The organism is Algoriphagus machipongonensis (assembly GCF_000166275.1).
Lineage (GTDB): Bacteria > Bacteroidota > Bacteroidia > Cytophagales > Cyclobacteriaceae > Algoriphagus > Algoriphagus machipongonensis.
Genome location: NZ_CM001023.1, coordinates 397,138 through 412,847 on the forward strand (window position 1 = coordinate 397,138; position 15,710 = coordinate 412,847).

10 protein-coding genes are annotated in these 15,710 nt (G+C 39.7%); 4 read left to right on the forward strand and 6 right to left on the reverse strand.

All coding sequences use genetic code 11. From position 1 onward, the window contains the following. Positions 1-118: 118 nt before the first annotated feature. The 4 genes from ALPR1_RS01785 to ALPR1_RS01800 all read right to left on the reverse strand — a co-directional run bounded on the left by ALPR1_RS01785 (position 119) and on the right by ALPR1_RS01800 (position 6,498). Complete coding sequence (locus ALPR1_RS01785; RefSeq protein ID WP_008197996.1) at positions 119-1,918, reverse strand: M14 family zinc carboxypeptidase; 1,800 nt, start codon at positions 1,916-1,918, stop codon at positions 119-121. 81 nt (positions 1,919-1,999) lie between these two features. Next, positions 2,000-3,379, reverse strand: coding sequence for a sulfatase (locus tag ALPR1_RS01790; RefSeq protein WP_008197997.1), 1,380 nt, complete (start codon positions 3,377-3,379; stop codon positions 2,000-2,002). Between the two features lie 25 nt (positions 3,380-3,404). Beyond that, positions 3,405-4,739 carry an alpha/beta hydrolase family protein gene (locus ALPR1_RS01795; RefSeq protein WP_008197998.1) on the reverse strand — a complete coding sequence of 445 codons (1,335 nt, stop codon included), beginning with the start codon at positions 4,737-4,739 and terminating at the stop codon, positions 3,405-3,407. 100 nt (positions 4,740-4,839) lie between these two features. Continuing rightward, positions 4,840-6,498: a carboxylesterase/lipase family protein gene (locus tag ALPR1_RS01800; RefSeq protein WP_008197999.1), complete on the reverse strand. Its 1,659-nt coding sequence runs from the start codon at positions 6,496-6,498 to the stop codon at positions 4,840-4,842. Between the two features lie 520 nt (positions 6,499-7,018). On the opposite strand from ALPR1_RS01800, the gene ALPR1_RS01810 reads away from it, so the two are divergent. Next, the gene (locus tag ALPR1_RS01810; protein ID WP_008198000.1) at positions 7,019-8,155 is read left to right on the forward strand and encodes a hypothetical protein; all 1,137 of its coding nucleotides are present in this window, start codon (positions 7,019-7,021) and stop codon (positions 8,153-8,155) included. Positions 8,156-8,244: 89 nt separating this feature from the next. On the opposite strand, the gene ALPR1_RS01815 is transcribed toward ALPR1_RS01810, so the two are convergent. Then, on the reverse strand, positions 8,245-10,776 hold the full coding sequence (locus ALPR1_RS01815; protein WP_008198001.1) for a M14 family metallopeptidase: 2,532 nt from the start codon (positions 10,774-10,776) through the stop codon (positions 8,245-8,247). A gap of 191 nt (positions 10,777-10,967) precedes the next feature. Here ALPR1_RS01815 and ALPR1_RS01820 point away from each other — a divergent pair, with 191 nt between their 5' ends. From ALPR1_RS01820 to ALPR1_RS01830, 3 genes are all read left to right on the forward strand, one after another. Beyond that, complete coding sequence (locus tag ALPR1_RS01820; protein WP_008198002.1) at positions 10,968-11,279, forward strand: rhodanese-like domain-containing protein; 312 nt, start codon at positions 10,968-10,970, stop codon at positions 11,277-11,279. A 200-nt stretch (positions 11,280-11,479) separates the two neighbouring features. After that, the gene (locus tag ALPR1_RS01825; RefSeq protein ID WP_008198003.1) at positions 11,480-12,076 is read left to right on the forward strand and encodes a Crp/Fnr family transcriptional regulator; all 597 of its coding nucleotides are present in this window, start codon (positions 11,480-11,482) and stop codon (positions 12,074-12,076) included. 68 nt (positions 12,077-12,144) lie between these two features. After that, a complete protein-coding gene (locus ALPR1_RS01830) occupies positions 12,145-12,552 on the forward strand; it encodes a nuclear transport factor 2 family protein (protein ID WP_008198004.1) in 408 nt (135 codons plus the stop codon). A 221-nt stretch (positions 12,553-12,773) separates the two neighbouring features. Here ALPR1_RS01830 and uvrA read toward each other — a convergent pair whose 3' ends face one another. Continuing rightward, entirely contained in the window at positions 12,774-15,590 is a 2,817-nt protein-coding gene (uvrA, locus tag ALPR1_RS01835; RefSeq protein ID WP_008198005.1) for an excinuclease ABC subunit UvrA, read from the reverse strand. Between the last annotated feature and the right edge of the window lie 120 nt (positions 15,591-15,710).

Sequence of the window (15,710 nt, forward strand, 5' to 3'; positions counted from 1 at the left end):
GGCTTTACCAAGCTCAAAAAATTGAAACTGACTGAACTGTCACTAGGGGTGACTGAAATGTAAAAAGCCATACCTGAGTTTTTTCAGGTATGGCTTTTCCCTTGATTAAAAATGGATCTTACCACTCTCGACCAACCGGAATAACTTTCCAGTTTTGATCTATGTAAGGAGTTTGTTCATAAAACCATCGGTAGATTCTGCGAGGTGATTTGGCAAATGCTTCATCTTTTGCCAACTCTTCCTCAAATCTCGTTTTTAGCGCCGGATCCTGATCTAGCATGCTTTGAATCATCGGTTCCATCACATAGGTTTCCATGTATTCCGTTTGGGACAAAATCGTATTGAAATACCCCCATTGGAAGAAACTATCAACCGATTCTGGTTCCAACAAGATTACTGCAAGTTCTCCAAGGGGCTGGTCCGTTTTTACTCTAACCGATCCAGGCTGCAGGGTAAGTTTTCTATATTTTTTCGCAAGATCAAAAGACTGGAAGCGCATTTTACCCTCGTAGGGTTGACTCACCATTCTATAATCAGTCACTGTAGAATACTCTAAGTTCAATTCTTTTGCTTCCTCCAAAACCTCCATTTGAATGCCATGTTCTTTCATTTTTTGGATAACCTCTTTCCATTCTGATGGTATCCAATAAGCCTTCGGAACAGGCACGGAGGAAACTGGACGGTCCATCAATATACTGGGTACTTGCTGGGTAATAGGTTCTGCCTGCCAAGAAACATATTCATTTCCTGTAAGTGCAGAGGTGATTTTCTCTGATTTAATACCCAGAAATTCCATAGAATCTGCAGGGGTTTCCCGGAAACCATATTTTACAACCACTGATTCCATAGATTGATCACTGTCCGATTCAACGGCATTTTGAAGCGACTCAAAATGATCTCCAACTGACTTAATAGCTTGCTCTAAAAATACATAAGTGCCCAAAACTCTTTGCTCGAAAGGTTTTAAGGAATGGTTTTCAATCAAAATAGCGGGTAAGTGTCGGATATCTCCGTAGGTATGCGAGAAACGAGGGCTGAAAGAAAAGGCAACATTTCCCTCAGAAAAATCCTGACCATTAGCAGCAAAAAGCAGTGGGCCAGGAATGTGACCATGGTCTTTTAAGGCTTGATCCACTTCTGGTTTAAATTGGGTTGATAGCCAAGATGAAATTTCGGGAGAATATCCTCCTGTTTCCACAAAACCATAAGTGACATCATATTGATAATCTGCTCCGTCAGTTACATGGATATCAATGTATAAATCTGGGTCATAATCGTTGATGACCTTTGCCACTGCTTTGATTCCAGCCGTCTCCAGCTTGGTATAATCCCTGTTTAAATTAAGGTTCACAGCATTTGTCCTCCAGCCCATAATTTTTGGGCCACGCTGGTTGACACGTCCATATTCACTTTTTCGTTCATGTCCATCCACATTGAGAATTGGGATAAAAAGCAGGTTGGCTTCGTCTAAGAGTTCTAATTTTTCTCCCTGATTTATATCTCTCAATAGCATCATTCCGGCATCTTTACCATCAATTTCCCCAGCATGAATTCCTGCTTGAAACAATATCAGGGGCTTCTTTGATCTAGCGATCTCATCAGCAGTAAATTCTTGGTTTTTGGATACGATCAGCATCTGGATGGCTCTTCCCTGCTCACTCAATCCAATAGGAATCATTGTGATATAGGGGGAGTTTTCATCCAGCTTTTCCAGCCAGGCCATCGTTTCCTCATAACTAGGTGACTCTGTTAATCCAGTAAGTTCTCCTGGGGTTACCCAAGGATCAGTGGGACTTGCAATCAGGCTTTTGCTTTTGCCATTCCATGGTAAAGTTTCAGGAAGGAAGTCTTGTGCTACCGTGATCATGGTAAATGACCCCATAATGATGGTCAGTAGAGTTTTTTTGAAGTTGCACATAGGCTGTAAATAATCGTTGGATCGAAAGATTAAGAAGGATAAATATAGCCTTATTTAAGTTTCAATGTAGATTGAAATTACTTAGGAGGGTTGATAATCAGGATTAGGTTTGCTGGGTATTGGAGCTTGAGTTTCAGCCCACCAATTTTTCATCAATTGAAATAATTCCTCTCTCTTTTCAGGTAGTTTTTTTGAAAGGTCATTCTGCTCAGAGATATCCTCTTCCAAATCAAAAAGTTCGAAGTCTTCATCTTCAAAATAATAAATGAGTTTCCATTTTCCTGACCTCATGGCGGTTCCTGGTCTCGTTCTGAAAAGAGAATCTCTAGTTTCATTTTGACCATATCGGTAAGATTCTAGATAGATTGGGAAGTGCCAAAACAAAGTCCTATCCGGAAGTTCCTTATTCTGAGTCAACAGTGGAATCAGACTTTCCCCATCCAAGGAATATTTATCTTTGATTTCTGCAGCTTCAAGTATGGTAGGGAAAATGTCAAGATTCGTGATGGGGGTATCATTTGTTTTTCCAGAAGGGATATGATTTTTCCAGATGAAAAAGAAAGGAACTCTGATTCCTCCTTCATAATAACTTCCTTTTCCAGCCCGCAAGGGCTTTTGGCTTGTGATTCCATTCAGTCCACCATTGTCAGAAACAAAAATGATCAAGGTATTCTCTAATTGATCGATAACTTCTAAGGTTTGAAAAAGCAGGCCTATGTTTCGGTCTAAATTTTCGACCATGGTAGCATACTCTGCATTCTTTTGGCCAAGTTTGGAAGATTTTCCTTCATACTTAGCTAGCAAAGATTTGACGGGTTGAATAGGTGTATGAACTGCATAGGGAGAATAATATAGAAAGAAAGGAGAATCTGTCTTTTGGAGCTCAAGAATGGTTTTTTCCATAATCGCATCCGTCAAATACTGATCAGGTTCTGTCTCGATATCCACATTTCCATAAGGAGGATAATAGCTGGAAGGGTGTCCATTATGCCCTCCTCCGATATTCACATCAAACCCAAACTCTAATGGGGAGTTAGAAACATGCCATTTTCCGGCTGCGATCGTTTTATAGCCGTTGCTATTTAATACCTGTGGCAAAATGGTAAAGTCTTTACTCAGGTCAGTGGTGTTTTGCGTAGGGATAATTTTTCGATCTTTCGATTTTCCTCTTTCTGAAGTTCCAACCGTATAAATTCCGTGTCTGTTGCTCCACTTTCCGGTCAACATGGATGCTCTACTTGGGGCACAATTAGCAGCAGATGCATATCCTTGGGAAAAAACCATCCCCATTTTAGAAAGTCGATCGATTACGGGGGTTTCAAAGAAATCACTGCCCATAAAACCCACATCTCTCCATCCCATGTCATCAATATTGATCAAGATGATGTTCGGTCTTTTGTTTTGGGAATAGGCCTGAAGGCTAAATGCAAGAAATAGAAGGATTGAGAGGTGTTTCATCATGCTGGGAAAGAATAAGAGATCGAATTTAATCCTCTAAGTACCGCTTTGCAAATTCAATGAAATATCCCCAATTGGGATCTTCGGTATGACCTCCGTCGTGCTGTCTGAAAACTAAATCTCCATCAAGTAAACCTACATTTGTTCCAGGATATTGGTCGGTATTGATTCCCTTTTTGCCTAAAAATTCATACACAGGGGTTGCAGCGACTGCAGTTTTAAACATGCCTACCGCATCAATCCAGTGACCTTCAACATCCGGATCTCCCCCGGAAATAAATACAGGTCGAGGCGCACAAAGTGCGACCATTTCATGAGCATCCACAGGTAAATCCATGGGTGTAAGAGGCCCTGCATACTTGATGAAATTAGGAGTAAACCAGTGGTATTCTCCGGAAGAAGCCAAGTTTTCCACTTGTTCGCCGTAGACTCTTCGAAATATTTTTGCCCCACCAGCTCCAGAGGAAGCCAGAAAACCTATAGCGAATCTTGGCTCATCAACCATGGCCACCAAAGCTGCTTTTCCATATCTGGAGAGTCCTTCGATTGCAACTTTTTTAGCATCAACGCTTGGATCTGTTTCAAGGTAATCCAAGGCTCTACTTGCTCCCCATCCCCAAGCTCTCAAGGTTCCCCAATCATCCAACTTTCTTGGCTGACCCTTATTGACCAAACCGATGATTCCAGCACGTAAACCAGCTCCATTATCCGCCTGAAAACTTGTTGGAATTAACATCGCAAAACCCCAGCCTTCTTTCAGCATCTGCTCCTGCCAAGTGGGTCCCTGCGGTCTTGGGCGCTGCATACTGGCTGGCCAAATCCAACTGAATTGCATCACTAAAGGCACCTTTTTGGCATCTTTGGGAGTGGCCATATACATTTCTATGTTTACTTCAATTTCTGGATAGGATGAGTTATCTACATGGCCTATGAGCTTTTTAAACCTGGCAGGAACTTCACCAAAAAGGCTGTCTTTTTCTTCAATGATTTCCCAGGAAACAGAAGGGGTGTTTTCTGGTATTCTTCCATAAATCTCTGATGCAAAATGCTCTTCGATCTCTGTCTTTCTTTTTTCCCAATCTTTTTTATTTCTGACTTTCTGGCCATTGTCAAAAACTAAGGGGTCTGGAAGAGCCGTGTAAGGGGTTGCAATCGATTCATCCTTGTTTGCCGCATTAGGAGCTTCAGGATTTCCTGAAGGACCAGGTCGAAGCGATTCTATTCCTAATCTTTGCATCATCAGCTGATGATCTGCTTGGCTGAGTTTTGCAATACTGTCTCTAGCCTGTTGGGACATTTGTGCAAAAGAGGGAAATATGGTCAGAAAAAAAACCGATAAAAGAAGAAATTTGACCTGTTTCATGGAGGTTGAGATTTTTGGGTATACTGCTTCTATACAATGTAATAAAAAAGCTCAGGCCTGTATATACAAACCTGAGCGATGGTAAATAATTGATTGCTAATTAGCTTGGCAATGCTTCCCTTCCTCTTTTGTCAGGATTATTCTTCAGGGCACTGACATCATTGAGAATCATGGTCTCTCCGCCTTCTGGGGAGTATTCTTTCCAGGTTGGCAATGAACCTGCATTTGGATTTCCTGTGCGCATGAAAGCTAAAAGTGAAGTAGACATCGCCTTGGATAACTTCCTTGGTCTCTCCCCTCCGCCAGTATGCGTATACATCCGATCCGTGTTATCAAACCAAAAACAGATATCAATACAGTGAAAAGCTTTCATTCTGCCAGAATACAATTCGGGTTCCCACCCAAACCAAGCCAGGTAAACGGGTGCTTTCTGCTTTGCTTTTGCATTGGAGGTATTGATTGCACCCTGCCTGTTAGAAAGGACCATCGCCCAAATATCTGCTGGAGAAGCATCTGGGAAATCCTGTCTATAGGCATTCACAATTTTCTCCGAATCCGCTCCAAATCGTGGTTGGATTTTTTCTACCACTCCTGCCCAATCTATTTTTTCTAATTCAGGAGATGTTCTGGTCGGATTCCATTCGTGGAAGGTCGTACAAACCAGCATAGGAATATCTGATGCCAGCCCATTTGGATCGGAGAAAAACTCACCTTTAGGGATATTAACTCCATCAGCGACCGGACCAAAGCCTCCTCTGAAACCTGGAGTTGGATTGTCTTTTCTCATTTTTTCCAAAGCCTTGTTGGCTATGTCAATGTATTCCCTCCAGCTTAATTCCTGAAGTTTATCGATAGAGTCAGGAGTAAGCCCAGCTTCTTTCATGACATATTCACCCAGTTTTCTGGAATATTCCTGATCATTGGCTCGAAGCATAGAACCGCTCAAAGGAACTCCTTTGTGCACCAATCCTTTTGCAGCAGGCATGGACATGGTGGCAGTAACTTTTGCTCCTCCACCAGACTGACCCATGATAGTGACATTACCAGGATCTCCACCGAAATTGGCGATGTTATCGCGTACCCATTCAAGCGATGCGATGATGTCGAGTTGACTGACATTGCCAGAATTGGAATATTTGGAACCGCCGACACCCGATAGATCTGTAAACCCAATAGGACCTAGACGATGATTGATTGAAACGAAAACGATGTCGCCATTTTTACTGATATTTTCTCCATGGTAGCCGTCCTGTTCGATGCCATTTCCGTTGGTAAATCCACCACCATGCAGCCAAACTAGAACGGGTCTTTTTTTACTGTCCAAAGCTGGAGTCCATACATTTAATTTGAGGCAATCCTCGCTGACATCATCATAATTCCAATGGTCGGCAAATGAATAATCAGGACTCGCATAGCGGTTGTCCATGATTTGAGGAGCCGTATTCCCCCACCAGATTGTGGGCTTCACTCCAGTCCACTTTTCTGGTTTCTTCGGAGGCATAAATCTGTTTTTACCAGAAGTATCAGCCCCATAAGGAACTCCGAGAAATGTATAAACATCATTGAGAATATATCCTTTGATTTTGCCGGAATCTGTATTAGCTATCGCAATGTCATCTCCGATTTGTAAGAACTGACCGGAGCTGGCTTGATGTGATTTGGATTCTGCTTGGGTAGAAAAAGGAACACTTGCAGCTAATCCAAAGCCTGCTGTACCTACGCCGACTTTTTTGAAGAATTCGCGTCTTTGGTTTTTCATCTGAAATAGTTTGTTTTTAAAATCAGATGGAATCTCGCTAGCCTGAATAATCCTTCCAGATTGGAAAGGATGTGCCTAGCTCGATTTCATGATTTTGGGTTATTGATAATGGTTTGAAATTCAATAAAATATAGCTTGCTATTTTTATTAAAGTCAATTTAATAGAGATTTCCTGATAAAGAATTATTTGAATGGGTAAATATTGTTTCAAATTGAAAAAATAGGATTTGAACAAAAAAACCAACTCCTTTTCAAAGGGTCGATCATGATACATTAATGAGGATTTTTTGGTTTAGTAAGGAATTCCTGACTGTTTTCTTTAGTGTGATACTCGTGGTAAGACTGCCATAGGAAATATCAGTTATGAGGATGAAAAAGTTTCACCACTTATTAAGAGTCAACTAAATAGTTTTTCTATCTACTAATTCGTATTAAATTCACTGCAAGTTAACAGCCATTTTTAAAAGCATTTTTCCTTTAAATGCTCAAAACTTTGAGATAGGCTTTCTAAAAAAGTAAAATGAATAAAGTATTTAAAAGCTATTTTTTATTAATAATCATTGCAATAGGCTTTTTTTCTTGTTCATCGCGTCATTCTGATGAGATTGATTTTTCTGAGCTTGAGTTAATAGATAGCTTGGAAATAATGATGCCTCTTGGTTTTCTGCAAATGTCTAAGTGGCAAACTTACAGCGAGAATGGGAAGACGTATTTAATTGAATATGGCCTTAATAGAAATGGAGACTTATTGATTTTTAAACTTGATTTCAATAAAGGGAAGTATTTAGAACCTTTAGAAATTCCAAATCAAGGACCCGATGGGTTCAATTCTTTTGGAGTGTCTATTTCCTACCAGGGAGCAGATTCAATTTATGTTTTTCCAGCTTCGAAAGAGGAGTTTATCTTATATGATTCTTTTGGGAAAAAGAAAAGAGAATATCCTTATAATGGTGAAGATCGGCTTAGGTTCTACACTAGCGGGGTGTACTCAGATATTTCTAAATCAAAGGAGGGGCTATTGATACCTACAATTAATGATACGAGGTATGATGACCCTCAGTACTTTGAAAAAGTGGTTCCTGCTACCTTTTATGATTTTGAGAAGCAAAAGTTTGATATTGGAATACCCTATCCCGATTATCTTCAGGGAAAATATTTTCCTTCAAATTTGACGGCAGCCCAAGTCACTTACTTGAAAGATGATATAAGTATTATTAATTATAGCTTTTCGGATAGTTTATATCTGTATAATTCCAATGATAATAGTATCTCAAGTATTTACTGTGGTATTCCTAATGAGAGAGGGTTAAACTATCTAAATAGTGTACCTGATAGAGCTAAAAGTCTTAATTATAATGCTAAAGAGAAAAATTTTGAGTTTTCGAAGTACTATAATGGTAAAATATACAGGTTGGTTTCTCATTTATCTGAAAAAAGAGATAGGGAATTGAACGCTTATGAAATTATTGCCAAAAATGCTAGAGGAGTTACTCTAATAGAATTAGATCCAGATACTAAAAGGATAAAATATTATAAAATGCCTATTGCCAGATATTTTGTGTTTCAGGGAGATAAATTATTTGTTGGGGGAGTCTCTATGAGAGAGGACGAAAATCAAGATGTTTTTAAAAAGTTTTATATCTATAGCCTAAAATAGAAAGACCGGCCCATTTCCTAATGGCCGGTCTTAATACTTAAATCTTTTTACTATAATTCTTTTCTTGGTTTTTGAATCTAGTCTCTAACTTACTGTCCAACCATAAAAATAGCATTGCTCAATACCAGTTTTCCAGATTCCCAGAATCCTCTAAATATCGGGTCGTCCACAAAGTAAACGATTTGACCTCTTCCTGCTCTTTCAGCTCCGATTGCCATGGACTCTCCCATTTTGGATTTGATTTTAAAGCCAATGTAACCCGTTCTATAGGCGTCATTTGAAGCAATAATTCCAGCATTAACTCCATTATTTAGATAGGCATATCTACTTGAGTTATTTTTCAGGGTATAATATTTACCTCCTGTACCGTACCCTAGAGGATGAGTTTCGTCCATGGTGATTTCATAGATAGCACCAGCTGCACCACTCGAAATTCTAACTCTTTCACCTTCTTGATACGGTGCCAGTCGCTCTTCTTTGTTCAGTGCCTCGTATTCTTTTTGTGCGGCTTTCTTTTCATCATCTGTATCAAATGTTTTCAGGTCAAAACCTTCTTTATTTGCAAATGCATTCAAGGCCCCATCAATTGCGATTAGGTTTCCACCACCTCGAACCCATTCCATGACATTGTCCATGGCAGGTTTAGACAAACCACCTCCTCTGGTAGATGGCATGATCAAAACATCATATTTACTCAGGTCGTATCTGGCCATATTATCCAATTCCAGATTCACTAGAGGATAATTCAACTCCTTCTCAAAAAAGTGCCAGATGGCTCCATAGTTTAGGGAGTTGGTTCCAGAACCTCCGATCAAAGCAACATTTGGAGCTTGAATGATTCTGATATTTGGAGAGCCAAAGTCTTTTCCCTTATCCATGTATCCACTCATGGTGGTGGCTAGCGTCACTCCAAATTTATTGGCAATGTCCACCACTTTCTGGTCAAAGTTTGCCACATATTCATTTCCTCCCTTTGTTATCAATAGCGAACCAGCAGGGAAACTTTTTCCTTCTACCTCAAATGGAAATTCTGGATACTTTACTCTGATACCTTCATTTAGCAAGGCTGATAAAAATGCTGCATCTCTGGTTCCTTCCCAAGCAGCCATATAGGCAACAGGAGTCTTTCCAACTTGATTTGCTGTAAATTCTGGTGCTTCATATTCCCCTGAGGCATCAATTTTTCCTTCCACTGCATAGGCTTCCAAACCATAAGCATAAGGTAAAGCCCAGCTAGTGATATCGTAAGTAATGCTATCATGCAAGGCAGGATTCGGTTCAAAAAACACCTGAGTCAAAACAGATTTTGGCTGGTAAGCATTAATGATGATATCCTTGTCAGTAGTCGAAAAGGATTTGCTTTCTCCACTTTGATATTCAAAACCGTTAAGACCAGATTTGGATCCTGCTTTTCCGTAAAGAATTCCATTTTTGTCCAAAAGCTTCAAGAGCTTAGCCACTTGGGCAGGATTGCTCTCACCTTTGATCACAAAGCTTTTGTACTTTCCTTTTGGGTTGGAAGAATTTTCTTCATAATAGGTTTCAAATTGATCCAAAAGTTTTTCAGCGTTTTGGCTGGTTACTTCGGCAGCTGACATAGCAGCAGTATAATGTCCTGCGATTCTATAGCTTAACGTTACTGTGTCGCCTACTGAGTTGTACCCACCTATACCAGCTTGACCTCCGCCACCTTGTTCGATGGTCATACCGATAGCTCCATTAAACATAGGGTAGGAATCCCCATAAGAAGGGTAAAGTAGATCAAAACGCTCTTTGGTGAAGTAGAAACGTCCAGCTTCATCGAAGTATTTGGCAGTATTTCTTCCAAAGATATCCTGAAACTCATGTTGCCATGGAGTCAATTGCTCATGCAAAGGTTCTGCAGCTGGAGCCATGTAAAATGGATTGTTGATTCCTTGCTCATGGAAATCCAAATGGAGCTGAGGTAACCATTGGTTATACACTTTCATTCTCTGCTGAGATTCTACCTGTACCTGCCAAGCCCAGTCTCTGTTTAGATCAAATAGATAGTGGTTGGCACGACCTCCTGGCCAAGGTTCATTATGCTCTACAGATTGTAGGTCAGGCTGCAAAGTGGTATTCATTTTCTGATTGTACCAATTGGAATAGCGGTCACGCCCATCAGGATTGATACAAGGATCCATAATGATCACTTGGTTTTTTAGCCATTCCTGTGACTTTTCATTGGCAGGGTTTGCTAGCGTATAGAAAGAGGAAATTGCGGCTTCCATACCGACAGACTCATTTCCGTGCACATTAAATGACATCCAGTTGATCGGTACAGAGGTAGAAGGATCGCCCTCCAAAACTCCAGCTCTTTTCAAATTGTCTTCACGGATTTGCTCTATCCGCGCCATATTTTCTTCACTGGCAAGAATGGCAATGATTAATGGACGCTTTTCATTGGTTTCTCCATATTGGATCAATCTGACGTTTGGATTATTGGCAGCTACATGCTCAAAATAATCCACCATGCGGTGATGAGGCGTGAATCGATCTCCAGGCTTGTAACCCAAAAATTGCTCTGGTGTCTGGATTTGTGCCCAGGAGCAAATACTGATCGTAAAAGCTATAATGGTAAGAAGTATCTGTTTTCTCATAATTTGGGGATAGAATGAAGCCATGAATTTAAAAGGAATTGTCTTTTGTATTGGCACCAGTTAAAAAAAAGCTTGGTTTTGAAATTCTTAGTGAAGGGAATGTTGCCCTTGTGTGACAATAGTCGCTGTTTTAGAAGCTTTTCTGAGGGAAATTGCAAGAGTAAATAAGTCACTAATAAATAATAATAGATATGAATTTCTTCTCAGCCTTATTTGGAACAACAGATAATACACAGTTGAATGAAGCGCTTCAAGAAGGTGCTTTCTTGGTAGATGTAAGGTCTTCAGGTGAGTTTGCTTCAGGTTCAGTAAAAGGGGCAGTCAATATTCCTCTTGACCAAGTTGGTAGTCAACTCTCAAAATTTAAAGGAAAGAAAAACATTGTGGTATTCTGTAGAAGTGGGAACCGAAGTGCTCAGGCAAAAAATATTTTAGAACAAAATGGATTTCAGGATGTTATCAATGGAGGCACTTGGAATAACGTTAACGAGTGTATAAAATAAAGAGGTTAAAGGGTTTAGGTTTCATAAAAGGGAAAGTCAAATGACTCTCCCTTTTATTTTTTTGAATAATTTACCATGAAATCCGTAAATGAAACTTTCGTTTTTCATGGTAAATAACTGGTTAATGAATTCGTACTTCTGAATTTCATTAGTCAAGATTTGTTTAGAGAAAAATGAAGATTTAAAATTCTAACCTGCTAATGGAAAGAGAATCTGATTCTTATTACAATAAATTCAAAAGCCATATTGAAAAGCACCTCAACGTAAAAAACGTGGAGTTTGAGACTATTTCCCACTTTTTTGAAGTGAAAAAAGTGGGAAAGAAAACGAGTCTTATTGAACCGGGAGAAATTTGCCGCTTTGAAAATTTTGTTGTTTCTGGATTATTTCAAACCACTGTCCCAGATGAATCAGGGAAAATCCACACGCTAAACTTTCCTCATGAAAATTGGTGGGTAGGTGATTTCAAAAGTTTTTCTACCCAAACGCCATCAAACATGAGAATTGAAGCACTTGAGGATTCTGTCTTACTAGAAATCACCAAAAGCTCTCTAGATGAACTTTTAGGGAGTTCACCAGTTTTTGCAAATTATTTCAGAATCCTGAGTGAAAATGCAAGCATCGCAGCTAATGAGCGGATCATCTACCAATTATCTCAAACTGCTGAACAGCGATATCAGCTATTTTGCCAAAAATATCCTGCGATCAAAAACCGGTTGTCCCAGAGAAGAATCGCTAGTTTTTTAGGGGTTTCTCCAGAATATTTTAATCAATTAGAAAATAGAAAAAAAAGTTAAAAACTTAATCTAGTTAAAGTTTTTTGGGTATTTGTCTCACTAGTTTTGAGAAACTAAACTGATGAATAATGGCAGAGAAGCACCCGAATGTTAAACTAATAGAAAGCTTTTTCACAGCTTATTCTAAAGCTGATTTTGAGGGAATACAAAAAGTGATGGACAAAAATGTCGAATGGCACATTCCCGGAAATCACCCTTATAGCGGAATAAAAAAGGGAATTAAGGAATTGATGGAATATTTTGAAAAGCTAAATGATTTTGGCTTTAAAGCTGAGCAAATTGTCATGGGAGTAAATGACAATTATGTGATTGATTGCCATAGAAACTGGAGCACGTCAGATACTCATGGGTCATTGAATGCCTTGTCCTGTTTGCTTTGGAAAATTGAAGGGAATAAAATCGTAGAGGTCATTAATTTTCCTCAGGAACAGTCTTTGGTTGATGATTTTTTTCAGAAGAATTCTGAAGTTATCTAGAAAATTGCTTGTTAGTTGGCAGTAGAGTCGAGGCCAATTGGTTATCCTGTTAAAATGAGGATTCTTGGGGATTAACTTGTTCAAGTCTTTAGACTTGGACTTATAAAAACTGAAAATTGCAACATGATAAGCAAAAGTCAGAAGACTTGCGCTAGATAAGGCAAAGATTCCAATATATTGTCAATATAAAAAACCTTCGAGGTTTTTGAAACCTCAAAGGATTACACAAAAGCTTCCCTCAAATACTTGGCAGTATAATTTCCTTCTTCCTTCATCATATCTTCTGGGGTTCCTTCGAAAGTTAAATGACCTCCTTTATTCCCTCCCTCTGGACCCAAATCAATTACCCAATCAGCTGATTTGATCACTTCGGTATTATGCTCAATAATGATCACGGAATGACCTTGATCTATCAGGGCATTGATGGAATGAAGCAATTTCTTGATGTCATGAAAGTGAAGTCCCGTCGTCGGTTCATCGAAAATAAAGAGGATATGTTCTCCCGATTTCGTACCACCTTTCCCAAGGAAAGATGCCAATTTCACTCGTTGTGCTTCGCCGCCAGATAGCGTATTAGAACTTTGCCCCATGCCTATATAGCCAAGACCTACTTCTTGAAGAGGTAGCAGCTTATTGATGATCTGAGTTTTCCCTTGGAAGAACTCGATGGCTTCATCAATGGTCATATTTAGGACCTCTGAAATGTCTTTCTCTTTATACTTAACATCCAGTATTTCATTTTTGAAACGCTTGCCTTTGCAGGATTCACAGGTGAGATGGATATCCGCCATAAACTGCATTTCCACCGTGGTGATTCCTTCTCCAGAACAGGCTTCACATCGCCCTCCATCTACATTGAAAGAGAAAAAGGCTGGTTTGTAATTCCTTTGCTTTGAAATGGGTTGGTCAGAATAAAGAGACCTAATCGCGTCATAAGCTTTTACATAAGTGACTGGATTGGATCGAGAAGACTTTCCTATTGGATTTTGGTCTACAAATTCAATCTGGGAAACAGAGCGATAGTCTCCCTCAATTTTATCATACTTGCCCGTTTCATCAATCACCGTTCCAAGCATTTTACCCAAAGCTGGATAAAGAACCTTTTTCACTAAAGTGGATTTACCAGAACCAGATACTCCAGTCACTACGGTAAGTGTGTTGAGGGGGAATTTGACGTCGATATTTTTGAGGTTATTTTCCCTAGCACCTTTGACTAGGATAGAGTCTTTCCACTTTCGATTCCCTTCTTTTTTAAAAATATGCTCCTCACTTCGAAGGTATTTTGCGGTGTAGGTTTGGGCTGACTTCATCAGCTCATCGATGGGGCCTTGAAAAAGTAATTCCCCACCGTTTACTCCTGCATCTGGTCCGATATCTATGATTTGATCAGCAGATTTCATGACTTTTTCCTCATGCTCTACGACAATCACAGTATTTCCAAGATCACGTAGGGATTTCAAAACACCAATCAGTCGATCCGTATCTCTTGGGTGTAAACCAATGCTAGGTTCATCCAAGATATACATAGAGCCCACCAAAGCGGAACCTAAGGAAGTGGCCAGTTTGATTCGTTGGAATTCACCTCCAGATAGCGTGGAGGTTAATCTATTTAGGGTTAAATAACCCAATCCCACTTCATCCATGTAGGAAAGTCGACTTTGTATTTCTTTCAGCAGTCGATTGGCGATTTTAGCTTGATGTGGAGGTAGCTCCAAGGCATTGAAAAATGCCAAGGCTTCATCAATTGGTTTTAATACCAAGTCTATGATAGATTCTCCTTCAATTTTAACGTAAGAAGCATCTTTTCGTAATCTCGTGCCTTTACAATCTGGACAGGTGGTTCTCCCTCTAAATCTTGAGAGCATCACCCGATATTGGATTTTATGGGTCTTCGACTCCAAATCTTTGAAAAAGGCATTCAAACCTTTAAAATACTTATTTCCAGTCCAAATAAGTTGCTGCTCTTTTTCTGATAGTTCGTTGTAAGACCTATGTATTGGGAAATCAAATTCTATCCCCTTTTTTAATAAGGGTTCCAACCATTTTCTGGAGGATTCGCCTCTCCAGGGCGCGATGGCACCTTCATAGACAGACATTTCCTTATCAGGAATAACTAAGTCTAAATCAATTCCCAATACGTTTCCAAATCCCTCACAAGTGCGGCAGGCACCATAGGGGTTGTTGAAAGAAAAGAAATTGACGGAGGGAATTTCAAAGGTCATCCCATCCAATTCAAATCGGTCAGAAAAGATTCGGGTTTCTTTTCCTGGGATGGTGATTTTGCAATCTCCATGTCCTTCAAATAGGGCTGTCTGCACAGAATCGGCAATTCGAAACTGGTTGTCTTCATCCTCTTTGATGACTGAAGCCCTATCGATTAATATCTCATACTTTCCTTTGGGTACTTTTTTCTCTTCAAGTAAGTCTTCCACAAAGTACATCTCCTCGTTGATGAGAATTCTGGTGTATCCTTTTTGCAGGAGGAGTTCAAGTTCTTGTTCGATTTTCCTACCACTTTCTAATTGAAGCGGGCAGGAAATCATGACCTTGGAGCCTTCCTCGAAAGACTGTATATAGTCCACGATATCAGTAACCGTATGATGTTTCACCTCTTTTCCAGAAATTGGAGAGATGGTTTTCCCAATTCTCGAAAAGAGCAATTTCAGGTAATCATAAATTTCAGTGGTCGTACCTACCGTGGAGCGAGGGTTTTTGGTGTTGACTTTTTGTTGGATGGCAATGGCCGGAGCTACACCTTTGATGTATTCTACATCCGGTTTTTCCATCCTACCTAAAAACTGTCTTGCATAGGAGCTGAGACTTTCCACATACATTCGCTGACCTTCTGCAAAGAGGGTGTCAAAAGCCAATGAGGATTTTCCTGACCCAGAAAGCCCTGTCACCACGATTAATTTATTTCTAGGAATCGCAACGCTAAGGCTTTTTAGGTTATTTACCTTAGCATTTTTGATAATGATAAATTCCTTCGGGTCGAGAGAATCGATGTCTGTTTTAGCGGATAAAGTGCTCAAAGTCATAGTCGGCAAAGTTAAACATCAATGAGGGTATTCGGGTATAAATTCGGGAAACTTGTCAGACATTCTTGTCTTTTTCATTTTGAGCAGGTATAACAAAGTAGATCGGCAAAAGGATTTAGA